General features: G+C 42.4%; 26 protein-coding genes and 3 tRNA genes. 14 read left to right on the plus strand and 15 right to left on the minus strand.

From position 1 onward, the window contains the following. The 7 genes from DWZ33_RS15815 to DWZ33_RS15845 form a co-directional block, all read right to left on the minus strand. Positions 1-693 (minus strand): dihydrofolate reductase family protein, encoded by a 693-nt coding sequence (locus tag DWZ33_RS15815; RefSeq protein ID WP_118455812.1) that lies wholly within the window; start codon positions 691-693, stop codon positions 1-3. Between the two features lies 1 nt (position 694). Beyond that, positions 695-1,558 carry an AraC family transcriptional regulator gene (locus tag DWZ33_RS15820; RefSeq protein ID WP_118455814.1) on the minus strand — a complete coding sequence of 288 codons (864 nt, stop codon included), beginning with the start codon at positions 1,556-1,558 and terminating at the stop codon, positions 695-697. Between the two features lie 126 nt (positions 1,559-1,684). Continuing rightward, positions 1,685-1,760, minus strand: a tRNA-Ala gene (locus tag DWZ33_RS15825). A gap of 17 nt (positions 1,761-1,777) precedes the next feature. Continuing rightward, positions 1,778-1,854: transfer RNA gene (locus DWZ33_RS15830), tRNA-Ile, on the minus strand. An 83-nt stretch (positions 1,855-1,937) separates the two neighbouring features. Further along, complete coding sequence (locus DWZ33_RS15835) at positions 1,938-2,654, minus strand: hypothetical protein (RefSeq protein WP_118455816.1); 717 nt, start codon at positions 2,652-2,654, stop codon at positions 1,938-1,940. A 1-nt stretch (position 2,655) separates the two neighbouring features. After that, the gene (locus DWZ33_RS15840; protein ID WP_118455818.1) at positions 2,656-3,234 is read right to left on the minus strand and encodes a nitroreductase family protein; all 579 of its coding nucleotides are present in this window, start codon (positions 3,232-3,234) and stop codon (positions 2,656-2,658) included. Further along, complete coding sequence (locus DWZ33_RS15845) at positions 3,228-3,773, minus strand: NUDIX hydrolase (protein WP_118455820.1); 546 nt, start codon at positions 3,771-3,773, stop codon at positions 3,228-3,230. The genes DWZ33_RS15840 and DWZ33_RS15845 overlap by 7 nt, the downstream gene beginning before the upstream one ends. Before the next feature lie 124 nt (positions 3,774-3,897). On the opposite strand from DWZ33_RS15845, the gene DWZ33_RS15850 reads away from it, so the two are divergent. Next, the gene (locus DWZ33_RS15850; protein WP_118455822.1) at positions 3,898-5,289 is read left to right on the plus strand and encodes an MATE family efflux transporter; all 1,392 of its coding nucleotides are present in this window, start codon (positions 3,898-3,900) and stop codon (positions 5,287-5,289) included. A gap of 60 nt (positions 5,290-5,349) precedes the next feature. Continuing rightward, positions 5,350-5,425: transfer RNA gene (locus DWZ33_RS15855), tRNA-Asn, on the plus strand. 122 nt (positions 5,426-5,547) lie between these two features. Here DWZ33_RS15855 and DWZ33_RS18460 read toward each other — a convergent pair. Both DWZ33_RS18460 and DWZ33_RS18465 read right to left on the minus strand, forming a co-directional pair. Beyond that, positions 5,548-5,952, minus strand: a complete 405-nt coding sequence (locus DWZ33_RS18460) for an EAL domain-containing protein (RefSeq protein WP_182425778.1) — start codon at positions 5,950-5,952, stop codon at positions 5,548-5,550. 14 nt (positions 5,953-5,966) lie between these two features. Next, positions 5,967-7,061 carry a GGDEF domain-containing phosphodiesterase gene (locus tag DWZ33_RS18465; RefSeq protein WP_118455826.1) on the minus strand — a complete coding sequence of 365 codons (1,095 nt, stop codon included), beginning with the start codon at positions 7,059-7,061 and terminating at the stop codon, positions 5,967-5,969. 131 nt (positions 7,062-7,192) lie between these two features. Between DWZ33_RS18465 and DWZ33_RS15870 the strand changes: the two genes are divergently transcribed. Next, a complete protein-coding gene (locus tag DWZ33_RS15870) occupies positions 7,193-8,659 on the plus strand; it encodes a GntR family transcriptional regulator (RefSeq protein ID WP_118455828.1) in 1,467 nt (488 codons plus the stop codon). Positions 8,660-8,689: 30 nt separating this feature from the next. Here DWZ33_RS15870 and DWZ33_RS15875 read toward each other — a convergent pair whose 3' ends face one another. The 6 genes from DWZ33_RS15875 to DWZ33_RS15900 form a co-directional block, all read right to left on the minus strand. Beyond that, positions 8,690-9,730, minus strand: coding sequence for a MupG family TIM beta-alpha barrel fold protein (locus tag DWZ33_RS15875; RefSeq protein ID WP_022936432.1), 1,041 nt, complete (start codon positions 9,728-9,730; stop codon positions 8,690-8,692). Continuing rightward, on the minus strand, positions 9,723-11,144 hold the full coding sequence (locus DWZ33_RS15880; RefSeq protein ID WP_022936433.1) for a PTS transporter subunit EIIC: 1,422 nt from the start codon (positions 11,142-11,144) through the stop codon (positions 9,723-9,725). Before DWZ33_RS15880 ends, DWZ33_RS15875 begins: the two co-directional genes overlap by 8 nt. A gap of 1 nt (position 11,145) precedes the next feature. Further along, a complete protein-coding gene (gene murQ, locus DWZ33_RS15885) occupies positions 11,146-12,051 on the minus strand; it encodes an N-acetylmuramic acid 6-phosphate etherase (protein WP_022936434.1) in 906 nt (301 codons plus the stop codon). A gap of 155 nt (positions 12,052-12,206) precedes the next feature. Continuing rightward, a complete protein-coding gene (locus DWZ33_RS15890; protein WP_022936435.1) occupies positions 12,207-13,061 on the minus strand; it encodes a MurR/RpiR family transcriptional regulator in 855 nt (284 codons plus the stop codon). A 57-nt stretch (positions 13,062-13,118) separates the two neighbouring features. Continuing rightward, positions 13,119-13,988: a hypothetical protein gene (locus DWZ33_RS15895; RefSeq protein ID WP_118455830.1), complete on the minus strand. Its 870-nt coding sequence runs from the start codon at positions 13,986-13,988 to the stop codon at positions 13,119-13,121. A 164-nt stretch (positions 13,989-14,152) separates the two neighbouring features. Beyond that, positions 14,153-14,584 carry a DUF2871 domain-containing protein gene (locus DWZ33_RS15900; RefSeq protein WP_022936437.1) on the minus strand — a complete coding sequence of 144 codons (432 nt, stop codon included), beginning with the start codon at positions 14,582-14,584 and terminating at the stop codon, positions 14,153-14,155. Positions 14,585-15,214: 630 nt separating this feature from the next. On the opposite strand from DWZ33_RS15900, the gene DWZ33_RS15905 reads away from it, so the two are divergent. The 11 genes from DWZ33_RS15905 (at position 15,215) to DWZ33_RS15955 (ending at position 25,328) form a co-directional block, all read left to right on the plus strand. After that, positions 15,215-16,603 carry an MATE family efflux transporter gene (locus tag DWZ33_RS15905; protein ID WP_118455831.1) on the plus strand — a complete coding sequence of 463 codons (1,389 nt, stop codon included), beginning with the start codon at positions 15,215-15,217 and terminating at the stop codon, positions 16,601-16,603. A gap of 82 nt (positions 16,604-16,685) precedes the next feature. Beyond that, positions 16,686-17,717: a LacI family DNA-binding transcriptional regulator gene (locus tag DWZ33_RS15910; protein WP_118455833.1), complete on the plus strand. Its 1,032-nt coding sequence runs from the start codon at positions 16,686-16,688 to the stop codon at positions 17,715-17,717. Between the two features lie 118 nt (positions 17,718-17,835). Further along, positions 17,836-19,296, plus strand: a complete 1,461-nt coding sequence (locus DWZ33_RS15915) for a sulfatase (protein ID WP_118455835.1) — start codon at positions 17,836-17,838, stop codon at positions 19,294-19,296. 12 nt (positions 19,297-19,308) lie between these two features. Next, entirely contained in the window at positions 19,309-20,568 is a 1,260-nt protein-coding gene (locus DWZ33_RS15920) for a PTS sugar transporter subunit IIC (RefSeq protein WP_118455837.1), read from the plus strand. 27 nt (positions 20,569-20,595) lie between these two features. Continuing rightward, positions 20,596-21,054, plus strand: coding sequence for a hypothetical protein (locus DWZ33_RS15925; protein WP_118455839.1), 459 nt, complete (start codon positions 20,596-20,598; stop codon positions 21,052-21,054). After that, on the plus strand, positions 21,054-22,166 hold the full coding sequence (locus DWZ33_RS15930; RefSeq protein ID WP_182425780.1) for a sulfatase-like hydrolase/transferase: 1,113 nt from the start codon (positions 21,054-21,056) through the stop codon (positions 22,164-22,166). The genes DWZ33_RS15925 and DWZ33_RS15930 overlap by 1 nt, the downstream gene beginning before the upstream one ends. A gap of 12 nt (positions 22,167-22,178) precedes the next feature. Beyond that, complete coding sequence (locus tag DWZ33_RS15935) at positions 22,179-22,481, plus strand: hypothetical protein (RefSeq protein WP_118455843.1); 303 nt, start codon at positions 22,179-22,181, stop codon at positions 22,479-22,481. Then, the gene (locus DWZ33_RS15940; RefSeq protein ID WP_118455845.1) at positions 22,478-23,281 is read left to right on the plus strand and encodes an alpha/beta hydrolase; all 804 of its coding nucleotides are present in this window, start codon (positions 22,478-22,480) and stop codon (positions 23,279-23,281) included. The genes DWZ33_RS15935 and DWZ33_RS15940 overlap by 4 nt, the downstream gene beginning before the upstream one ends. A gap of 11 nt (positions 23,282-23,292) precedes the next feature. Then, complete coding sequence (locus DWZ33_RS15945; RefSeq protein ID WP_118455847.1) at positions 23,293-23,595, plus strand: PTS sugar transporter subunit IIB; 303 nt, start codon at positions 23,293-23,295, stop codon at positions 23,593-23,595. Position 23,596: 1 nt separating this feature from the next. Then, positions 23,597-23,914: a PTS sugar transporter subunit IIA gene (locus tag DWZ33_RS15950; protein WP_118455849.1), complete on the plus strand. Its 318-nt coding sequence runs from the start codon at positions 23,597-23,599 to the stop codon at positions 23,912-23,914. Position 23,915: 1 nt separating this feature from the next. Next, a complete protein-coding gene (locus tag DWZ33_RS15955; RefSeq protein ID WP_118455851.1) occupies positions 23,916-25,328 on the plus strand; it encodes a 6-phospho-beta-glucosidase in 1,413 nt (470 codons plus the stop codon). Positions 25,329-25,436: the final 108 nt, after the last annotated feature.

Here is a 25,436-nt window from a genome sequence, read left to right on the forward strand (position 1 = left end):
TCATGATTCATGAATTACTTTATATTGCAATCTGAGATATGAATCTTCAAGTACGGTGCAGGCTTCAAGCTTCAGCACGCCAAGCTGATCCAATTGCTCGGGATCATGAATGGCTTCACCGTCAATCAAGGTTGCGACATTCTTGCCGCCGACTAAAACCGGGGCGATGACCAGATCAATCTGATCCAGCAAATGTTCTCTTAAGAATAAACCGTTCAAAGTACCGCCGGATTGAATCGTAATGCGTTCAATCTGATAATTGACAGCTAAGCAATCCATTAACTTCGGCAGATCGAGGACTGGCTGTGAAATAATATGCAGATTGCTGATGGATAAATCATAGGCTGGGTGCTTGGGATTGGTTGTGACAAGGATCAGCTGTTTCAGTTTTTGGCATAAGGCCTTGACGCCATGGGCGTTCAGATGCGGCTGATTATCAATGATGACGAAGGACACCGGTGTCTTGGCAAGATCCAGCGCTGCTTCATTCATGCCGATTTTCGCCATTACCCGCCCGGTATTCAGTGACCAGAGATCCTGACATTGTTCGATTTCATAATACTGATGCAGACCTTCACGAACCCCTTTAACTTTAGGAAAATCACGATCTACGTCAAGATGGTCATTATCACCGGTGCATATTTTACCATCGGCTGACATCAGCATAAATAATGTACAAAAAGGTTTTTTCATTTTATATGTTCCTGCTTTCTTTAATTGCTACCCATATTTCAAAGGGATAAGCGGATTGATCCATTTGCTTATCAGGGTAGATTTCTAAATCGTAATTGCCCAGCGGCTCAAAATTGCTGGCTGGAAAATAATCGGTATATATTTGATGCCACGCTTGCTGGATCACTTGCGGAAGCCGGCCGCTGCCCTTAAAACAAAGCCAGGTACACGCTGGGATTTCAATGCTTGCTGAATGAATGGGGCAAGTATTACTGGCGGTGCCTATCAGATAATTTAAATGACTCTGATCGGCTGCTAAGCAGCAGGCAGCAATTCCTTTGAAGAGGGCATCGGCGCTTGAATCGATCAGCGTTTGAAGCGTCTGATCCTTTTGGCATTGCTTCCAAAATTGAGGGATATCATCACGGTAGATGGATTCTGAAATCGGAAAACGGCAGCTTGTGCCAATAAGTGTGAAGCCAGGCAGCTGACGTTTGCTGACATGAAATGCAAGCGGTGCGGTGCTATGGCTGACAATGATTCGCGCAAAGCGTTTGGCAGGCTGTTTTTGCTGTCTGATTTCAGAGGGGGACGCGCCGTGAAAACGGTGAAATGCCTTCGTAAAGCTTTCCGGTGTTTCATAACCGTATTTATAAGCCAGCTCAGTAATTCGAAGATCACTGTTTAATAGCTCTGCGGCTGCGATGCTCATGCGGCGGCAGCGGATATATTCACCGAGTGAAACTTCACAGACAGCTGAAAATAAGCGTTGGAAATAAAATTCAGAATAACCGCTCTGTTTTGCCAGATCACTGATTGACAAGGCATCTGCCAAATGATCCTCAATATAGCACACGGCGTTTTCAATTGCGGATAATGTACTCATTTTTTGCTTCCTTTCTTCATCATTATAACAAAGTCAAAATCTTTCTGCCTGTCTGTTTCTGCGCAATGCAAGCAAACTTTTTTAGTATATAAAAAAACACTTGCGAACAAGTGTTTATCTTTTAATTGGTGGAGCTTAACGGGATCGAACCGTTGACCTCCTGCGTGCAAGGCAGGCGCTCTCCCAGCTGAGCTAAAACCCCATGTATATTAAATTCGATGGTGGGCCTGAATGGACTCGAACCAACGACCTCACCCTTATCAGGGGTGCGCTCTAACCACCTGAGCTACAGGCCCATACTCATCGAATGCTTGTATATATTACCATGGAGATTTATGATTGTCAACAATAAAATTAAAAAAATCTAAAAAAAATCAGTTTATATTAAATGCCGTTTCATGAACGCGCAAGTATGCAGGACAGCATCATCTAAACCCTTGCCTGCCAGCAGCTGACGGCTGTCTTTAATCAGCAGATAAGCGGCATCATGACTTGAATTGACAAGCGTTTTAGCATGATTGCGGCTGTCAGCACTATCTTCACTCGCATTAACGCATAGCAGGGAACCCTCACTTAAAGCCGTCGGTTCAGCTATATCCAGATTCCATAAGCAGCGGGCAAGGGGAGCGTGTTTGCCGCTTACAGCCATCGCTTCCCGGCAGCCTTTGCCGATACCGATTACACCCATCTGTTTCTGATTGACATGCAGTAAGTATTTAAGCTGCCGCATGGCCGATTGGGCAATATCTAAGCGCTGTTCGTCACTGAGATCGGCTGTTAATGGATAACGCAGACTGATAATGCCTTTAGAAGCCAGAGCCTCAGCAATTTTACGGCTGTTTTCCTGCGGATAATCAGCATCGGTAAGAATCAGCACATAAGGATATGTGCGCAGCCGTTTCATATTGACCGGCATGGAAAGCACGGCAGGAATCACTGTACGTTCATGCTGGAAATTAAGCTTTCTTTCATTAGATGTTTTTAATTTAGCCTTTGTCACATGGCAGCCCACATGATAGGCACAATAAACCGCACCGCCTAAAGCAAGCACACTGCCAGCTTTTTTCAATCGCTTGATCTGTTTCTTAAAAAACATTCTATTCACCTATCTTTCTGATAATTAATTCATTCAGCGGCCGCTTTGGTACATGATGACAGCCATTTTCATCCCGATAATATTTGATATCATCAGCACTTTCTTCAAGTATGACTGTTTCAGCCGGCTTGCCAAGGGCAATCACAAAAGCAATCTCATAGCGTTCAGCATCAATTGCCAGAGCTTCCATCAGCGCCTGACGTTTACAGCTGCCGATAATACAGCCGCCATAACCCATCTCAACCGCCGTTAATAGGATGGACTGTGCTGCGATGCCCTCACTGTGCTGACTTTGTTTCTTTAAGGTTTTATCAAATAAAAGCATGATATAAGCACTCGGCTGTTCATTTTCCGCCGGTCCCTGCCAATCGGTAAGATAGCCGGCCCAGACACAATTTTCAGTAATCAATTTACAAGTCTTGGAATCGTTAATCAGAATATACTTGGTTGACTGAATATTCATTCCATATCCTGACAGTCTTGCCGCCTCACACATTTCACTTAGTTCATCCATTGTCACATGTACCGTTGGATCAAACCGCCGATAGCTTCGATTCTTTATAATTAAATCTTTCAGCATGATGCCTCTCCCTTCCATTGTTCCAGCAATGCCTGCTGAATGGCAATAATTGTTTTGCTGTCTTTAATGATTCCCTGCTGAATCATTTGATAGGCTTCATTAGGATCAATCAGCATGACTTCAATGCATTCATCTTCATCCATCGCTTTAGGATGCGGCAGCTTATATAATTGCTGGGCTAAAAAGATATGCAGTTCTTCTCCGCAGAAGCCAGGTGTAGGATAAAAAGAGATTATTTTTTTAATTTGTTTAGCCCCATAGCCAGTTTCTTCTTCCAGCTCTCTTAACGCGCAAAGCTTAAGATCTTCGCCTAATTCAATCTTGCCGGCTGGAATTTCAATAGTTTCCTCACCGACAACATAGCGATATTGCTTGACCAGCAGCAGCTTCTTTTCAATAAAGGCCAGAATCGCTACACCGCCGTTGGCATAAACACATTCCCGAACTGCCGTTATACCGTTATCGGTCTTTACCTCATCCTTTGTGACACGAATGACTTTACCGTTAAAAATAGCTGTGCTCTTGATTTTAGTTTCCAATTTATCCCTTCTTCCTTTGGTTCTATTATACTACGAATTCATGCTTTCTTAACATAAAGGGAAGTAAAACATCTTGCCTTTCGGAAGGCTTTACGATATATTAACGGTATTGCAGAGGTGGTTTATGAAAAAATTTATGACAAAATATTTTGGTGACCGGCATTTCTACAAAGAAGTGCTGATTGTCGCTGTTCCCTTAATGCTGCAAAGCCTGATTACCACATCGATCAATTTGGTAGATAATTTGATGGTGGGACAGCTGGGTGATGCGGCCATCGGCGGTGTCGCGGCGGTTAACCGATTCTATATGATTGGGATGTTTGGTACCAATGGCATGATTACCGCGGCGGGTATTTTTATCGCTCAGTTTTTCGGCGCGCGGGATAAGGAGCATATGCAGCAGTCTTTCCGCTTTTCCATTCTTTCCGCTTATGCGATTACGCTGCCGATCTTCATGCTAGCCTACGTGTTTCCTGAGCAAATCGTTGGCTTCTTCACTAATGAACCAGAGGTTATTGCGCTGGGGCTAGATTATGTGAAAATGGCCTGTTTCTCTTTTCTGCCGACCGGCCTGTCATTGGCGATTACCGGCGCCCTGCGGTCAGTCGGTGAATCAAGGCTGCCGCTTTATGTCAGCATCGCAACCGTATTTACGAATACCTTTTTAAATTACTGCCTGATTTTCGGTAATTTTGGTTTTCCGATGCTGGGCGTTGTGGGAGCGGCCATCGCGACATTAATCGCTCGTTTAGTTGAAATGTCATTGCTGTTATTCATTGTTTATCATTTCGATTTTGATTTCACGACTAAAATTAAAGAGCTGTTTCATATCAGCGGCGCATTGGCGAAGCGCATCGCAATCAAGGCAGCCCCGCTGGCATTAAATGAAGTGCTTTGGGCATCTGGAATGGCTACGATCTTTAAGCTGTACGGCACGCGCGGCCCTGAGGTACTGTCAGGCTACTCTGTGGCTAATACAACCACCGATTTGTTTTTTACGCTTTTTCAAGGCATGGCAATTGCTACCACCGTCATGGTATCGCAGCGGCTGGGGGCAAATAAGCTCAAGGAGGCGAGAGTCAACGGCTACAAGATGGTCGGTACCGCTACTTCTATTGCTTTGGCTGTCAGCGTCCTGATGTTTGGTTCAGCGTTTTTAGTGCCTAAGCTTTACTCAATCAGTGAAGAAGCGCTCAATGTAGCCCGCATGCAGATAATCATTCAATCTTTCTGTTTCTGGATCTATACGATGAATTGTCAAAACTATTTTATCTTAAGAGCCGGCGGCGATACGAAAAACACCTTGATTACAGACAGCTGTTTTATGTGGCTTGTGAATATCCCTTTATTGGCAATTCTGGCCTATTTCACAAATCTCAATATCTTCTGGATGTATCTGATCGGCCAGTCGACAGACCTGCTGAAACTATGTGTATCGACTCATCTGGTACGAAAGGAAAAATGGGTTGTTAACCTGGCTCAGCATCCGGAAGCGGAAGTTATTTCATCGACATAAAGAAAATTTAAAAAGCTCTTGAAACAAAACATGGACTATGCTATTATAATTAAGCAAGTTGCCTAAATAGCTCAGTAGGTAGAGCATTCGGCTGTTAACCGAACGGTCACAGGTTCGAGTCCTGTTTTAGGCGCCATGTAAAGAAATATCGGATTTCTAAGTAATTAGAAGTCCGATTTTTTTTCTTGCTAAATAGAAATTGCTCCCTCATGGAATGACAAGGGAGCTTTTATTAACGAAATATTCTTTATTAAATGTTTAATCAATATGTACTTCACTGGCCGCATGGTTTGCCTGCCAGGCACTTGCCCACTGTTCAAATTCATCAACGGGAAGGGGTTTAGAATATACATATCCCTGTATGAAATCACAGTGAAGCTGCTTCAGATAGTCTGCCTGCTGAATGTCTTCAATGCCTTCCGCAACAATTGCAACATGAAGTTTTTTTGCAAGATCAATCAGACAGCCAATGACATCTTTAGCTTTCTTATTTTCTATATCCAAGAAAAAGATTCGGTCAAGCTTTAAAGCATCAACTTCGAATTCTTTTAATAAACCTAAGGAAGAGTAGCCTGAACCAAAATCATCTAAAGAGCATTTGAACCCAAGCTCATGCATCTTTAAGATACCGTTTTTGACAAGATGTATTTGATCCGGATTCAAAAAGATTGATTCTGTTAATTCAAATTCAAGAAAATTACGGGTATCTGATATTTTTCGGCTATTGCGTCAAATGTGTACAAGAAATCAGTTTCATAAAAATGCTGCCTGGACAGGTTAACGGAAATGGGAATCAGCTCTTTCCCCTGAAGAATCCATTTCCTCATTATGATACAAACCTGTTCAAACATATATAAATCCAATTGACGAATTTTGCCATTACGTTCAAACAGCGGCATGAATTCAGCGGGGGAGAGCAGTCCCGCTTGAGGTATTTGCCAACGTATGAGCGCTTCCGCACCGCCAAGCTGCTGCTTTGCCAGATTGATTTTGGGCTGCAGATAAACGAGAAAATCATGGTTCTTGATAGCTTTATCAAAAAGCAGATTCAATTCCTGTTCATGGTTCATCTGTTTCAATATCACGGCATCATAAAAGGCACATTCTGCACCTTGATTAAATTTACAGGCGGCATGGGCTCGGGCCTGTATGATCTCAACGGGCAGCGCTGGATCGTCAATTACGCAGACCCCGATTTCAAGTTTAATATAAGATTGGATATAAGCGGGCATCATTGATAAGAGGGTTTTAGTAAGATGATGTAATCTGGCATGAATAAGCGCCTGATTTCCTTCATGAAAGAATAAATAGAATTGATCACCGTTAACACGCGCTGTAAATTCATCATCGCTGATTGTCTGATTCAAACCATGACTGATTTGTTTCAGTATTTCATTGCCGGTATTTATGCTGAAATTTTCATTAATCAGTCTGAAATTCTGCATATGAATGAAAATGACCGCACAGCTGTCTGGCTGAATCGCTGCTGCCGCATGCTTATAAGCCATGGCAAAGCCGGTTTCATTCAGACCGCCGGTCAAAGTATCAGTGATCGTATATTTCTCAAGCTGTTTTTGGTGTGCGTATTTAAACAGGATACTAAAGATCATTTGGTTAATAAGTATACAGCTAACATAAGCAATCAGCAGCATCATGGGTAAGGATTGCCAATTCATAAGATAAATCAACAAAAATAAGGCAGCTGTGAGTAATGTTAAACTGATGATTGAAGTTAATACATATTTTTGAACCGGTGATTTCCAATTATTCATATCAACAACTCCCAATTTATACTATCAGCATTATGACCTTCAAACAAGATTAAATCTGTGTACATAAGCATATAGTAATTGATTTTTAAGCTGATTAACAGTATAATGACAGGCTGAAAGAGGGGATAGCAATGCATGAAAAACAGACACTGCATGATTATGTATATCATCATCTGCGTGAACAAATCATATCCGGACAGCGTCCTTATGGAACCAAGCTGCCTTCAATGAGCCAGTTATGTGAATTTTATCATGTTGGCATCCGTACCGTCCGCGATGTTTTAAGCCGTTTAAAAAATGAAGGGTATATCGTCAGTGAGGAACGTAAAGCCGCAGTTGTGATTTATTGTCAAAACGATCCCCTGCATCAGGAAACTGCCGTGCATACCATTTTAGCGAATCAGGATAATATCCGCGAGGTTTATCAGACACTGGCTGTTGTGATACCGCGGCTGCTGGCTTTTTCGGTGCAGTTTTATGATGATGAGGATTTAAAAGCACTGATATACAAATTGACAAGGCTTAAAAATAAATCCATCGAGGCACGGACTCAGATATGTTCATATGAATTCTATCGGCTGCTGGATCGTTCGCATAATCTTTTATCACGTGATTTATTTGCCAGCTTGGAAATATTTACTTATATTACTTTTTTTCGTAATCAGCCGCATTTTTTAGATTACATTCTTAAGCATAACGCATTTCATAATATCGGCTGGGTATTAGCGCCGATTGCAAAGAAGGATCAGGCAGTAATCATTGAACGCAGTCAAACAATGTTTGATTCAGTGGCGGCCGCTATTAATGACTCGATGATCGATTTAAAGATTGAAAATGATGAACATCAAGGTCAGACTAAGCTCTATCAATGGTCTGCCAACCGCGGCCGTGATCAGTATTATACAAGCATCGTCCGTGATTTGATTGATAAGATCGGTACTGGATATTATAAGGAAAATAACTATCTGCCGCCGGAAGCAGAACTGGCCAAGCTCTACGGCGTTTCAGTCGCCACGATCCGCAGTGCTTTAAAAGTGCTCAATGAATTAGGTTTTGCGAAAACGATGAATGTGAAGGGAACTAAGGTGATTCTTCAAGACACGGCAGATACTTATCGCTGTATGCAGCATCACACGTATCGCCGTGATACTCTGCTTTATCTGAGCGGTCTGCAGCTCATGGCAATCTTGATTAAACCGGCGGCCAGACTCGCATGGGATCAGATTGACGCGAAGACAAAGGCAGCATTGAGTCAGCAAGTGAAGCAAGGGAGAGCGATACCCTTGGCTTTGATTAGCGAATGTGTCATTGCCCATCAGCCGCTGCAGCCTTTAAAAGAAATACTGCGGCAGGTGAGTCAGCTGCTGCATTGGGGCTATTATTATTCATTCTTCGCTCAGGGCCCGGCAAGCGAGCAGACACTTGCCTCACGAAGCTGGCTGGCGATTGAGGCACTGCAGGAAAAGGATGCTCAGCAATTTGCTGAAGCATTGGCAGACTGTTACTGCCATGTCCTTGATTATGTGCGTGATGCTCTTGTTAAGTGCGGGTTAGCGGCCGCCGCGGCATTAATTACACCTGATTGCAGCTTTTATTAAGATAGAAAAAACGTTCCGGGTTAGAACGTTTTATTTAACAAACATAATTTTACTGCCGTTTTTAATACAATCAAGCAAAGCCATATAATCTTCATGAAGCTCACCGATTACATTAACCCGATCATCCTGCGGATAGTCATCAATAGGGATCATGATTTCACCGGAATAACGCTGATAGCGTTCATTGTCCATGACAATAGACCCGCGCTTGCGGTAAATACAGTTATCCGGCTTAATTTTTTCACCGGCAGCGGCATAGCCTCGTGATTCCGCGAGTCTTTTTAATCCCTTTGGACTGTCTGAACGGATGGTGAAGGTCTGATTGTAATATTGTTCATAACCATGATGCAGATGGCAGGGCAATGAAATGATTCCCTCGCTGTTAAATTTGGAAATCCGCTCAAAGCTAATTGAATCAATCAGTGAATCACCGACTAAAATATTTTCAATGCCATGATTTAAACATAGATCAAGGTAATTCACATAAGGATTTTGATGACGGTGCTTTTCAAGTGTCACCAAGCCCTCATACAGCGGCCCGCGCAGCACTTCATTCCCATTGATAAAAGCCATAATCTTGGCATGATGTGCCAGCAGCATCGCGTTCATGGCATCAAAGGTTTCATCATCAAGACCGGTTTCCGGGCGCGGATAGAAATTATGGATAAAAAGAATATCAGGATTGACTGCCAGCAATTCTTCACATTCTTTTTCACTGATTGTAGAAGCATTCAGACAGATAGCCGTTGTTTGAGCCAGCGCTTTACATTCTTCAAAGCTGAAGCCATAATCAATTCTCAACGCGTCGATGCCAAAGTCATTCTTAAACTGAAGGATATCGGTATAGTTAAACATTTCTAAAGTTTTTCTGGAAACGTCGCAGACAATCTGAAAGCCCATTTTTTTAAGTGCCTTCAGCATATGTTCAACATCATCAAAATAGGCTGCATTCATTTCCTCCGCGATATGCAAAGAGGTAAAAACAAGAGAACCCTCCTGTGCATAAGAGGGAAGTCTTGTTTCAATTTCCTTAAATGTTGAACAATAAACAGAGAAACCAAGCTTAGACATTTATAACATCTTCATCCTTAATCACAATTTTAGTAATACAGAAGCCTGCGATATAAGAAATTACTAAACCGATAAAGAAATTCATCATGCCGGAAGTACCCTGCATCAGCGGAATAGCAACTAAACCGCTTGGTCCCCATGCGTTAGCCATTACTTGGGTCAGCATTACATAAGCACCGCCAAAGCCAGCACCTAATCCAGCTGTGATAAACGGTTTGCCCATCGGTAATGTAACACCATAAATCAATGGCTCACCAACGCCTAAGAAGCCAGCCGGCAGCGCACCGGTGATAACGCCTTGTAAACGTCTGTTTTTTACTTTTTTAGCAACTAAGTAAATCGCGATTGCAGCTCCTACCTGACCCGCACCGGCCATTGCCAGAACTGGGAATAAAGAGACACCGCCAAAGGTTTCAAGCTGTACAGCATAAATCGGAATTAAACCATGGTGTAAACCGAGCAATACCATTGGCAGGAATAAAGCGGATAGGACAAAGCCGCTGATTACCCGGATGACTGGGTTTGTGGAATTAATGATAATAGTTAATACAGAAACTAAGCCATCACTGATGAAACCGGCAATCGGCATAATGATAAAGATAAATAAAAGACCGCCGATTAATAAACTTGTAAATGGTGTAACGATCAGATCTAAAACATCAGGTACACGTTTACGGATATTCTTTTCAATTTTGGAAAGTACCCAAACACCGAAAATGACACCGATGATACCGCCTTTGCCAGTGGTTAGGATTGATTCAAGAGGTATTGCTTCATTGTATAAACCGATCATTTTTGAGATTTCTACAATATTGCCGCCAATGCTGATAGCACCGATCATACCGCCTAAAGCAGGGGTAGCGCCGAATACTTCAGCTGAACGAATTCCAGTATAGATTGCGAAGTAGCTTAAGAAGGCGCCGCCTGTCAGACTGAATAACAATTGAATCATTGTCCATGCCTGTCCGGCAATAACACCATCGCTCATTAATTGACCGATCAAAGAACCAAAGCCATTAAATAAGCCGGCTGCGATAACAGCAGGAATCAATGGAATAAAGATTTCAGCAATCAGCTTCATGCCGTCTTTTAATTTACTTTGTTTCTGCTGACCTTTGATTTCAGCCTTGTTTTCCTGCCAATCGGTCGATACCGCATCTCTTGGCAAGCCTAATTCTTCAACACAGATATCGGTTACTTTTTTAGCCTTGCCTGGCCCTAAGATAATCTGATAATAATCACCCTCATTGACAAGACCCAAAACACCTTCAAGCGCTTTGATCTGATCCTTATCAACAAGCTCTGTATTTCTGCAAGTCACACGCAGGCGTGTCATGCAGTTAGCCGCCTTTACAACATTTTCTTTACCGCCAAGTAATGATACGATCTGCTTGGCTAATTCAAGATTGGTCATGTTAATCCTCCTTTGTATCCATGATTTCCTGAATACGTCCCTTTGCTTTGCATAAAGCTTTTTCAGCACTGTCCTTATCACAATCAAGCAACACCATGACAATTGCTGTTTTCACTGATCCATCTGCTTTTTCCAGGGTTGCCTGCGCAGTTTCTTGACTGCAGTCAGTTACCGAGCATATGATGTTTATGCCTCTGGTAATCAGCTTCTGGTTTGACATTTTCACATCTACCATATAATTGTTGTAGACCTTGCCGATGCGGATCATGCTGATTGTTGAAATCATATTCAGCACCAGCTTGGTTGCGGTACCGGCCTTTAAACGGGTAGAGCCGGTTAAAACTTCAGGCCCTGGTTCAACGACAATCGTATGCTCGCACATTGCTTCAATTTCACTGCTGCGGTTACAAACCAGACCGCAGGTGAAGGCATTGATGCTTGCTGCATATTCAAGACCGCCGATGACATAAGGGGTGCGTCCGCTGGCAGCTACACCGATTACGACATCTTTTTCATTTAAGCCGATCTTTTTTAAGTCATCAACCGCAAACTGCTTTGAATCCTCCGCGCCTTCTACTGCTTTCACAAACGCGTTGTCACCGCCGGCAATCAGACCGACCACTGTGTTATAATCAACCCCAAAGGTAGGCGGGCATTCAACCGCGTCCAAAAGTCCCAAACGGCCGCTTGTACCTGCGCCGATATAAATAATTCGGCCGCCGTTTTCAAGGGCATCACTGGTTATCGTTATCACCTTTTCAATCATGTCAATCTGACTTTCAATACATTTTACAGCATTGTAGTCTTCTTGATTCATTGTTGTGATGGCCTCGCGAATACTCATGGCACTCAGGTGAACGGTGTTGGGATTCACCTGCTCAGTTGTCATTTTACTTAAATCTATCATTGAATTACCTCCATGACTACACAATAAACAAAAGCGCTTTCATTTGCAATAGATTAAAAATAATGTGAAACATTGTTTCATATATTGGCATTTTCTTGTGCCTATAAATGTTAAAATTTCAATCTCAAGCGAAGAAAAACACTGGCGAACCAGTGCTATTCCTCTTCCTTTTTCTCAAGTAATTTATTAGTGGCGATAATCTTATCCATAGATTGTGAGTGTACACTGGCAAGATATGCCTGATAGAGAATATCAACTACGCTCAGCTGTGAAATACGGCTTGATCCGGCACTGATTCTCAGCGGCGCTTCAATCTGAGGTACATATAAATTATAATCACTCAGTGAGATCAGCTTGCTGCTGCCATATTTAGTTACCGCTATGATAATGCCGCCGCGCTGCTTGATATTGCGGGCCATTTCGATAATTTCCTTCGTTAAGCCGGAGTAGGAGAAAATAATGGCAACTTCACCCTGTTCGATGTTGGTCGATGAAACAAGCTGTAAGTGAATATCTTCATATAAAATTGTTTTTTTGTTAATACGCTCAAGCTTTTGCTGTAAATCACGGGCAACTAAAAAGCTGGCGCCGATACCAAACAGATAGACATAACGGCATGCTGAGAGCAGATCAACAATGGTATTTAATTCCTGAAAATCAAGCAGACTGAAAGTATTTTGAATGGCATGAATGTTTTCATTCAGCGCGTTGATAATGATTGTCTGCAGATTTTGACCGCTGCTGTTTTGAATATTTGCCTGTTCCAGCTCTCTGGAAAAATCAAGGTCATTCAGCAGGGCAAGCTTCAGTTCTTTAAAGCCCTTGAAGCCATTCTTTTTGCAGATACGGACAATCGTAGCCGGTGAACAATAGCATTTTTTAGCCAAGGTATGAATATCGATCGCCGTAGCTTCGCGTGTTTGATTCAATAAGTAAACCAAAACATCACGCTCACTGGCGGTAGCTTTCTGTTTATAATAGGTTTCTAATCGATAAAGGGCTTTTTTCATACAGCACATCCTCTCACCGCCTATTATACACTAAAAAAGCTCAGCGCTGTCTTGGTGTCACACATTGTCACTTTCCGGATGATAGTATTTGATACAGATGCCGTTAGCTTTCTGCAGTATTCTGCCGGATAATAAAAGCAGCTTGGCATTTTTTTGAAGTGTTGTATTTTCTTCATAATTCACATAATCGCTGGCTTCATTTTCTCTGTCGGGCCATACCCGTTCAATGAATTGATCAGCGTTATCTTCAAGCGAATAGATTAAATAATCCTTTTTAAACTGCATGATACGAGTGCTTTCATCAAGGCATTCATCTAGCTGAGGGGAGAGCAGCCAGCTGGAACAATGAAAGATTGGGACAATGCCATTAAAGTAATGAAGCGCTTGCTGATACGCGTCAGTTATATCCGCACTTGTCAAACGTGGTCCGGCAGGCACATGGACATTCAGTAAAACGCTGTTTTTAGGAAGATAAATTTCTGGTAATTGTATCTCACAATCAATCGCTTTCGGTTCAAATTCAAGCCTTCCCAGACGCGTGATTTTACCTTCAATCAAGCGGTCAAGAAACATCCACATCATCGGGAGAATGCCGTACACATTAAAATAGTGATGACAAAGTATTGCCCATTCATACAGATCCTTGCAGCCATCAAGACATAGAGCTGCTTCCTGATTTGTTTTGGCTTTTAAATAGCGCTGATAGAATAAATGGGTATAGAATTTTAAATACAGCTGGTATTTTAATAATTCATCATATTGCTCAAAATGCTGAAATAAAGCATCCTTATGCATATAAAACAGATGAGTTAAATAAGCCTCATCCATTAGCTCAAGCGTGTCCAGCGTCTGCAGCATCGCCTCAGTAAAGCCGGCATTTTTTAAGTATTCATTGAGTGATAATTTCATAGTTTCCTTTCTTTCCATCAAAAAAAAGACCTTCTCAGAAGGTCAGACAAACACACCGATGGAAATCATTGGCAATGATGAGTGTTCGTCATAATTCTGAAGCTTTGTTTTCCATTTTTCATAACGATCACCTCATCTTTCTTGCCTTTATTGTATTTCAAAATACTCTATAATGCAAGGTTTTATTGTTTTTCAGCCGTCAGCTTTTTCAGCATCAGGAAATATAAAATCATACCGATGCCGACTAAGATGTGTCCAATACCCGCAATGCCGGAGATTGCGGCATCAAAACCGCGGCTTAATGCGATACCTTGAACTTGCGTAACACCGCGCACGATCAGCATAATTACCATGATTGCAACACCTAGATTGTAAATCAGATAGAATTTCTTGAAATTTTTATGTCCGAGTAAATTCACATTCATTTGAAATAATGCTGCCAGCAGGAAGAAAACCATACCTAACAGAAACAGGTGAGTGTGTACGACACCTAAGGCTGTTACACCGCTGAAAGCATTGAATTTAGTAAACTCGCGATAGAATACACCGCCAGCCATTGCCAGCAGCGCATAGGTGAAAGCTGTATTAATTAATAAATTTTTAGATTTTTTCATAATGAACCCCTTTCGTTAATATGAACAATGTTCATTATAGAGTATCAAAGGGAATGCGTCAATTTGAATGCTCATATAAATCAGAAAGCTTTCACCCATTGTTCAGCAAATGTTCACAATCAGCATCTATAATGCAGTTATCATTAAAGATAAACATCCGATGCGGATTGAAAGGAGATGATGGTAAACTAGTAATTATAATAAAGAATCGATTTCATTTTATCAGGAAGCAAGCCCCCAGCTTACCCTAAGCTTCCTGAAACTATTAACTCCTATCCCTTAATTAAATGATAATTAATAAACATCATGAGGTTTACTCATGATGTTTATTATTAGATGGGAAAGCAGCTATTCGTGTGACGCCGTATCCATTCTTTTAATCTATTTAAACCAATCATCATTAAACTAATGATGATAATTATACCTAATCCAGACATTGGTTCACCTCCAATTAGTTAGCTAAGGCTAATCTTTATTTAATTTTAGTATAACCATTCCTGTCATGTGTGTCAAGCTGGATGCGAAATAATATTTGTGATAAAAAGCTCTGCCTTGACAAAAGGTAGCTGAGAAGCTACTATAAATAATGTTCATTAGTAAACTATTTAAGGAAAGTAAGGATGATAGAGGATGAAAAATGAAGCAAATCTAGGCAGCGAGAGTGTCGGGAAGCTGCTGTTTAAGCTGTCTCTGCCGGCCATTGTCGCGCAGCTGATCAATGTTATGTATAATATGGTTGATAGGATGTATATCGGTCATATTCCTAATGTTGGTGCCAGCGCATTGACCGGCGTTGGGGTAACGATGCCGGTCATCATGGCTATTTCGGCTTTTGCGGCTTTAGTCAGTATGGGCGGTGCGCCGCGCTCATCCATTATGATGGGTAAAAATGATAAGGAACACGCGGAACAGATTCTTGGCAACTGTACAATTCTGCTTTTTGCCTTAGCATTGATTTTAACCATTGTATTTATGCTGTATGGAAAATCAATTCTAATGCTGTTTGGCGCCAGTGATACGACCATCGGCTTTGCTTGGGATTATATGCGCATTTACACATTGGGTACTTTATTTGTACAGATTTCTTTGGGCTTAAACGCATTTATCACTTCACAGGGTTATGCGAAAACAAGTATGATGACAGTATTGATCGGTGCTTGCTGCAACATTATTTTAGACCCGATTTTCATCTTTGTTTTTGATATGGGAGTTGCCGGTGCCGCATGGGCGACCATTCTCTCACAGGCGGTTTCTTCAATCTGGGTGTTAAAATTCCTTTTCTCAGAAAAGAGCTTTCTAAGAATCAAGCCTAAGTATTTTAAATTATCTGCACGGGTTGTACTGCCATGTCTCGCCCTTGGCTTATCACCATTTATCATGCAGTTTACTGAGAGTGTTATTTCCGTCTGCTTTAATACGTCTTTATTAAAATATGGCGGTGATATTGCGGTCGGCGCGATGACAATCTTAACCAGTGTCATGCAGTTTTCAATGCTGCCGCTGCAAGGTCTGACTCAGGGTGCGCAGCCGATTATCAGCTTTAACTACGGGGCTGGCAACGCGGATCGTGTGAAAAAGGCATTTAAGCTTTTGCTGGTCAGCTGTCTTGTTTATTCTACGGCGCTTTGGGCAATCGCAATCTTCTTGCCGCAGGTATTTATCGGTATCTTTACCAATGACGCGCAGCTGATGGTATTCAGTGAAAAAGCGATGCGGGTTTATATGGCGGTATCGCTAATGTTTGGCGCGCAGATTGCCTGTCAGCAGACATTTATTGCCTTAGGCAATGCCAAGGCTTCAATCTTTTTGGCACTGCTTCGTAAGGTATTGCTGCTGATTCCATTAATTTTTGTGCTGCCGATGTTTATGAGCGATCAGACCATGGCTGTCTTTATGGCTGAACCAATCGCTGATTTCATTGCTGTTTCCGTCACTGTTACGATGTTTACGATTTCCTTTAGGAAGCTGATCAATAAAATGAATCAGCCCATCAGGGAACAGCTTGACCCAGCGTGTTAATAAATGAGCATTGACCCTATCGTCAATGCTTTTTTGAGTTTTATCATAAATCTGTTATAATAAGAAAAAAAGAGGGATTGAAGTGGCTACTATAAAGGATATTTCGCGTGAATTGAATCTGGGGGTTTCAACCGTGTCAATGGCATTGAATGGGAATCCCCGCATTTCTAAGGCAACTAGAGAATTAGTGCTGAAAAAAGCTAAAGAGTTAAAATATGTGAAGAATACCGCGGCGGTTGATTTGCAGAAGGGTAAAACCAATCTGATTTTATTGGTTGTTAATGATCCGGCGCGTACTTTCTTTGCGGAAACGATTAACCGGATTCAGCGGGAGGTTGCCCGTCACGGTTATGATTTTTTGATTGCTACAACCTTTGAAGGACATGATGAGACGGCAAAGCGTTACATCAAGGAACGGCGCGCAGATGCGGTGATTGTTTATACATCGACAATCTCAGAAGAGTTTATTATTGAAAATGCCTCGGAGTCATTTCCGATCTTTATCTTAGGCCGCAAAATCTGCTCAGAGCATGTATACAGCTTTCAAAAGCCCAATGATGTGCAGTCTGAGGGGGTTAACTATTTGATTGAAAAAGGTCATCAGCACATTGCGTTTGTGAAAGGCTCCCCTTATTCATTAGGTACTCAGCGTAAATTTAAAGGCTATTTAGCTGGTTTGCGCGATCATGGTCTGCCGATTGATGAAACGCTGATTTTTGATGCGAATGGCAGTGATCGCATGGATGGTTATCGGATTACTGAGAAGATCATTCCGCATATCAGTGAACTGGATGCAATCATATACAGCAATGATGAAATCGCGATCGGCGGTATGGAATGTCTGAAAAAGCATCAGATTAACATTCCTGAGGATGTTTCAATTCTTGGCAGCAACAATTCACCCTTGGCTGAATATGTATCACCGAAGCTGACCTCCGTAGGTTCAAATTATTCCAGTGATGCCTTTCCAATGATTATCGACGCATTGGTTGCGCTGATTGAAGGGGCGGATGTTCAGAAGCAGATTCAAGCACTTTCAGATATGCCGGTGAATATGCAAATCGCGGAACGGGAAACGGTTATCGACCGACGTAAAAACAAGGCTGATTCTTAATCAGCTTTTTATTTGGTCAATTATTTGTTGAAACGTTTCAAATTGATGGTTGACAACGCTTACATTTATGCTATTATAATATTGTGAAACGTTTCAACTAATCGAGAGGGGGTATTGAATGAAAGCAGTACTTGTCATGTTTGATACATTATCCAGACGTTATTTGTCTACCTATGGCAATGACTGGGTTTTGACACCTAATTTTAAAAGACTTGAAGAGCATTGTGTGGTTTTTGATCAATTTTATTGTGGTTCACTGCCATGCATGCCGGCTCGCCGTGAGCTGCATACCGGACGATACAATTTTCTGCACCGCGGCTGGGGCCCGATTGAACCCTTTGACGTATCTTCAATTGAAATGACGAAGGCGAAGGGAATCTACACGCATATCGTCACTGACCATTCACATTATTGGGAGGATGGCGGCGCTACTTATCTGACTCGGTACAGTTCCTGGGAGGGCTTTAGAGGTCAGGAAGGGGATCGCTGGATGCCGGCCTTAAATAAGGATGAATTAAAGATTCCAAAGCTGGCGGCTGCATCGAAAGTATCAGATTCACTTTATCACAACTATGCGAATCGTCTTCAGCAAAGTGAAGAGGCGGAAATGTCCAGCGTCAAGACGATGCAGGCTGGTCTGTCCTTTCTTGATCATTATCATGATCAGGATAATTGGTTTTTACAGATTGAAAGCTTTGATCCGCATGAGCCGTTTGTCGTACCGCAGCGTTTCCTTGATCAAGTAAAGGATACTTATAAGGGTGATTATTTTGATTGGCCGGCTTATAAGCAGGTCAGTGAGACTGAAGCGGAATGCGATCATCTGGTGAAACGCTATGCCGCGTTAATTGCCATGTGTGATGAATATTTGGGCAAGGTGCTTGATGCCTTTGACCGTTATGATCTCTGGCAGGATACAATGCTGATTGTCAATACCGATCATGGCTTCCTGATGGGTGAGCATAACTGGTGGGGTAAAAACGTTCAGCCTCAGTATTTAGAAATTGCCCATCTGCCATTTTATCTCCATGTGCCAAAGCTTGCGCCTAAACGCACGGATTTATTGGCGCAGACGATTGATATCGCGCCTACGCTGTTAGATTATTTTGGCTGTGAAATCCCAGCAAGCATGCAGGGGAAATCATTGATTAACGCCTTGTCCTCACAATGTGAAATCCGTGAGGCTGGCTTATATGGAACTTATGGCGGTCATGTGAATGTGATAACTAAAGATACCTTGTATATGCGTGCCAGCAATGAAGTGAATCAGCCATTGTATATGTATACGCTGATGCCGACCAGCATGCGCGGTTTTCTGCCGAAGCGGTGTTTATCACAAGCGGAATTGTATAAGGGATTTAAGTTTTTAGACGATCTGCCGGTGCTGAAGCTGCCGGGCGGTACTTTTGTGAATTCTTATGTTTATGGAAATCTGCTGTTTGATATTAAAAATGATTATAATCAATGTCATCCAATTAAAAATGAAGAGCTGGAACAGCATATGATTGAACTGCTGAAAAAAGGGCTGGCAGAATCAGAAGCTGATGAAGCTCAATATATCCGTCTTGGATTAAAGTAAAGGGAGAAATATATGAGTGACTTTCTAAATAATAAGGTTATACCTGCAGTTACAAAATTTGCACAGTTTAAGTTTGTCAGAGCCATGCAGGCAGCCGTAACAGCTGGTTTAGGCGCTACGGTTGTCGGTTCTATTTTCATGATCATGATGAATCCGCCGTTTCCTGCCGATGTCAGCAATGTCTTTATTGACGCTTGGCGGGCTTGGTCAGCGGCCAATGCTTCATGGCTTGGTTTAGGGTATCAGGTAACGCTTGAATTTGTCGGCTTATATGCACTGATCGGTATGGCAGTTGTTGTTTCCAATATGAATGATGTCAGACCGACGAATATGGTGGTAATCAGCTGCGCTTCTTTCCTGATTCTTTCCGCTAATTTAGTTGAAGGCAATATGGCCATTGGCTTCCTTGGCGCTAAGGGCTTGGTTACAGCGCTGCTAGTTGGTTACTTTGTTGTGGAATTGAGCTGCTGGCTGATGAAGCATGGTTTTAAAATCAATCTGCCGGAAGCAGTGCCGCCTTTTGTCGCGGAGCCGTTAAACGCGCTGATCGTAAATATTGTGGTTATTGCGGCTGTAGTTGCGGTGCGGTTAATTGTGGGCGCACTCAGCGGCGGTGCTTTATTGCCGGCGGTTATTAATTCACTGTTTGCGCCGTTGTTTGTTGCCAGTGATTCCTTATTAGCGGTTGTATTATATTCGGTTATCGTGCGTCTGCTTTGGTTCTTCGGTCTGCATGGCGGCAATATTGCCGGCGCGGTGATGACACCGATTTTATCTGTAACCTTAATTGAAAACGCGACAGCTTTTGTGAATAATGAAGCAATGCTGTATATCTTCACGCAGATGTTTGTCCAGACATGGACAGTTATGGGTGTTTTAGCGATTGTCATCGCAATGCTGATTGTCTGCAAATCAAAACAGCTGAAAGCTATTTCTAAAGTAGCCATTGCACCGGCGTTATTTAATATCGGTGAGCCGATTACTTTCGGTCTGCCAATTGTTATGAATTTTAAGATTTTGGTGCCTTATCTGCTTTGTTTCGCCTTAGATGCAGCGGTTCCTTATCTGGCAACTTCAGCGGGTTTAATCAATCGTTCCTTTGTGAATATCCCATATACAGTACCGGCGATTTTCAAAGCCTTCTTAAGTACAATGGATTTTAGGGCTGTCATTCTATATGTTGTATTATTAGTCGTTAATGTATTGATTTTTATTCCATGGCTTAAAAAATATGATCATGAACTGTTGGTGAATGAGGAGCAGTCCGCATAAACTAAAGGTCTGAAAAGGAGGATGCTTATGAGCTGGATGATACTCTTGATACTAAAAGGCGCAATTATTTATCTGCTGTTTCATTTTATCACCAATCTGTCACACAACCGCAAAAAGGAGCCGACACTGCATTTCAGTGCTGATTTTATCAGCATTATTGAGATTGGCAGCGTAGGAGCGATTACGGCAGCGTGTTTGTTTTCTTCACTTAAGGCAGGCAGCATCTTTATCAGCCTGATTGCTTTGCTTGATTTAATCGTGCTTTATTTTGAAAGCAAACGGGTCATTCTGATTGGTGAGCAGGCGATTCAAATCAGAGAAGAATTGGTGCCGATAGCCGATATTGTCCGTGTTGAAACCAGTTTGTGGACGCTGCATGTGCATACGGTGAATAAGACTTTCAAGGTGATGAATCCGCTTGTGACTTCCTGGCAGTTTCAGGAACGTGTTTATAATAAATTAAAGCCGGTGCGGGGGAAATGCTGATGAAAAATATTGTGATGATATACTGCGATGAGCTGCGCTGTGATGCGTTAAGCTGTTACGGCAGCCCTTATGGCATTAAGACGGAAAACATCGATGAATTGGCCGCCCACAGCGTCATGTTTGATGAATGCTACTGTGCCTCTCCGGTCTGTGTGCCTTCCCGTTATTCAACCTTAACCAGCCTGCCGCCAACACAAACCGGTGTTTATCATAATGAGGCGGCAATGCCTGCCTTTAAGCTGGATCATGATTTTATCACATTTCCTCAGGTTTTAAAGGATGCGGGCTATTGCACAGCCAGTTTTGGCAAGACACATATTCCCGCGGTGCAGACACCTGTTTTTGATGTGAATGATGAAATGGGCGGTGAAATGAATCTGGGAATCAATATTAAGGAAGAAGCAAGTCAGATTATGAAGCTGCCCGGTCAGTTTCAGTCTGTGTTAGCGGCTGATTATCCGGCTGATAAAAGATTTTGGCCAGAGCAGGTTACGGATCACGGCATCGAATGGATGCTTAACCAGCGTCAGCCCTTCTTTGTCCGTTTCAGCTACCTGCAGCCGCATACACCTATCGTTGTACCTGAAAAGTATGTCCAACGTCTAAACGACATTGAGTTTGATGATTCACTGACGTATTATTCAACCAGTGAATTTGAAAAGCGTTTTGGTGAAATCTGTGACATTCAACGGATGAGCGCTCAAGATGTCAAACGGATGCGTAAGTATTACTATGCGATGGTGCTGTGGATTGATGAACAGGTCGGCAGAATTATGCAGGCGTTAAAGGATCATCATCTGATGGATGATACGATGCTTGTATTTACCGCCGATCATGGCGCAAACCGCGGTGAAAACGGTGCCTTGGCGAAGCAGACATTCCAGCCTTCCTGTCATCGGATTCCGCTGCTGATCAGCAATAATAATTGTAAAGAACGCCGTCATGATATCTGCAGTAATCTTGATTTGGGACCTACCCTGCTGGCGATGAATGGTATCGCGGTGCCTAAGTCTTTTATGGGTATCAATCTCTTTGAAAAGACACAGGAAGAAGTTTATTCAATGGTTGGCTACGGCAAACGCACCAGCAAAGCATTTCCAAATAAAAATTAGGGAGCATGGTCAATGAATCATGGCTGGCCGCAGCGTGTCTGCATTCGTACAACCCGCTTTCGGCTGGACATGAACAGCATGATGGATGGTGAATTTGTCAGTGAAGCGGATGAGGATATTTGTTTCATAGATCGTCTTAAAGATCCTATGGAACAGGTTAATCGAATCAATGATCCAGAATATCAGCCAATCATTCATGAGTTAGTGAAAAAACTGAGGGCATACAGCCGTTCACAGAAACTTGTTGATGATGCCATGGTTGAGATGGATATGGAAAAAATAAAAGCTTATAAAAAAGCGGGGCAGACAAAATGACAGCGATTAATGTTCAAAGTGAGCTGGGCATGTTGACTATGGAAATGCTTAAGCCTGACGATGGGTCTGTCAGTGATTTGCGGCCTTGTATAATCTTTTACTTTGGCGGCGGCTTTGTAAAGCGCAATTTGAAGCATTTTAAACGCCAGGCTGAATATTTTAGAAATTTGGGTGTCATTTGTATTCTTGCTGATTATCATTTGGCAAACGAAGGTGATGGCTTAGCTGTTTGTTTTGCTGACGCGCAGGCTGTATTGAATGAGGTGGCTGAGAAGGCGGAACAATTAGGCATTGACCGACATAAAATCGTTGTCTGCGGCGGTTCAGCCGGCGGCACATTAGCCTGCTGGTGTTCATTAAATTCATCAATCCCATGTGCTCAGGTATTGTTTAATCCGGTCTTATTTTTTGGTGAACAAAACATCAAGAAGATTTCGCCTAAGGAAATCATGGTTCAGATCAACGGGGAAGCGGCAGGGTTAAATAAGGTTGAAACCTATAAGCAGGCATGGGGTGAAGAATTCAAGCTTTATCCGCAGCATTTTTCAGCTTATCATAAGCTGGATGATGCCGTAATTCCGCCAACATTGATTCTGCAGGGCAGCAATGATCCAATCGCTTATTTGGGTGTGATTCTGTTTCATCAAAAAGCATTGGAATCAGGCAATGACTGTCATTTGGTGCTGTATCAGGGCGAAGAGCATGGCTTTTTTAATTATGACAAGAATGATAATAAATTCTGTTACGAGGATACATTGAAACAGATGGAAGCATTTTTAAGAGAAAGAAACTTAATTTAGAGGACAATAAAATGAGAAAAATCGTATTATTATGCGCGGCCGGTATGAGTACCAGCATGCTGGTAACAAAGATGAAAAAATATGCGGAAAGTGAAGGGTATGACTGTGAGATCGATGCTCATGCCGTATCGGAAGCAAAGCAATACGGCGCTGAGGCGGATATTGTTTTACTGGGGCCGCAGGTTCGTTTTAATCTGGCTAAGGTAAAGGAACAGTGTCCTAACTGTCCGGTAGAAGCTATTGATATGGCTGCTTATGGCGCGATGGACGGTGCCAAGGTGATCCGCCGGGTCAAAGAAGTGCTGGGTGATTGAAATGGAAGGTATTGAATTAATCAGTTTTCAAATTATCAGCGCGGTCGGCACTGCCCGCTCAATGTATATTGAAGCTATTCAGGCAGCCAAGGCAGAGCGTTTTGATGAGGCGGCAAAGCTGTTGGAGGAAGGACAGGAGCTTTTTGTTCAGGGACATCACGCGCATGCTCAGCTGATTCAAAATGAGGCGAATGGTGAAAAAACTGAATTTGCTTTATTGCTGATGCATGCTGAGGATCAGCTGATGAGCGCGGAAGCTTTTGGCATTTTAGCTCAAGAGTTTATCGATGTATATAAGAAAATGAAAGGGAACATGTAAGATGAGCCGATTACCGGAAAACTTTTTATGGGGCGGCGCAGTAGCCGCCAATCAGCTTGAAGGTGCTTGGAATGTTGATGGCAAGGGAATCAGTACAGCGGACTGCATGAGCGCCGGGGCTGTGGATAAGGAAAGAATCTACACTGACGGCATTCAGGAGGGTGTTTATTATCCCAACCATGAGGGCATTGATTTCTATCATCATTATCAAGAAGATATCGCCATGTTTGCGGAAATGGGATTCAAATGCTTCAGAACTTCGATTGCCTGGACGCGCATTTTTCCGCAAGGCGATGAAAAAGAACCGAATGAGCTGGGACTGCAGTTCTATGACCGGGTTTTTGATGAATGTCTGAAATATGGCATTGAACCAGTAGTTACAATCAGCCATTATGAAACACCCTATGGCTTGGTGAAAAAATACGGCTCTTGGCGCAGCCGTTCAATGATTGATTTCTATACGCGTTTCTGTGAAGCGATTTTTAATCGTTATAAAGATAAAGTAAAATATTGGATGACCTTTAATGAAATTAACTGCATCTCTTTGCATCCTGCAATACCGGCTGGTATTCGTATTGGCACTGATGAAAACTTCCATCAAGTAACACTGCAGGCTGCCCATCATATGTTTGTGGCTTCAGCAAAAGCCGTCAAGCTGGGACATGCAATCAATCCGGATTTTAAAATCGGCATGATGATGCTTTATCCGCAGACTTACGCGGAAACATGCAATCCGCTTGACGCGCTGAAACAGATGCAGGCAATGGATATGCAGTATTATTACAGCGATGTTCAGGTGCGTGGATATTACAGCTCTAAGGCTAAGAAGATGCAGCAGGCATTGGGTGTCAAATTAGCTGCTGAACCTGAAGATGATGCGATTCTTCGTGAGGGTAAGGTCGATTATATTGGCTTCAGTTATTATATGAGCATGGTCGCGTCAGCGGATTTGAATAAACAAGTGAGCGGCGGCAATATGCTGAAAGGAATTAAAAATCCATATCTGAAAGCCAGTGAATGGGGCTGGCAGATCGATCCTGTTGGCTTGCGCTTAACCTTAAACAACCTCTATGACCGTTATCAGCTGCCGTTGTTTATTGTGGAAAATGGCCTAGGCGCAATGGATCGAATTGAAGCCGATGGTTCTATTTGTGATGATTACCGCATTGAATATTTAAGAGAGCATATTAAAGAGATGATAAAAGCTGTTGATGAAGATGGTGTTGAGCTGATGGGTTATACGCCTTGGGGCTGCATCGATTTAATCTCTGCCGGCACAGGTGAAATGAAAAAACGATATGGCTTTATCTATGTTGACCGTGATGATGAAGGGCATGGCACACTGGCTCGCTCTAAGAAAAAAAGTTTTGAGTGGTATAAGCAGGTGATTGCCTCGAATGGTGAGAAGCTGTAAAATGAAAAGCGTTGATTTACATCACGCTTTTTTATTATTAAGCAACAGCATTACTTTTTTTTTTAAACAAATCTTTTGAAATTCTTAACATTTGCAAGCTATAAAATG

The sequence above is a fragment of the Dielma fastidiosa genome (assembly GCF_003475485.1).
Taxonomy (GTDB): Bacteria; Bacillota_I; Bacilli_A; order Erysipelotrichales; family Erysipelotrichaceae; genus Dielma; species Dielma fastidiosa.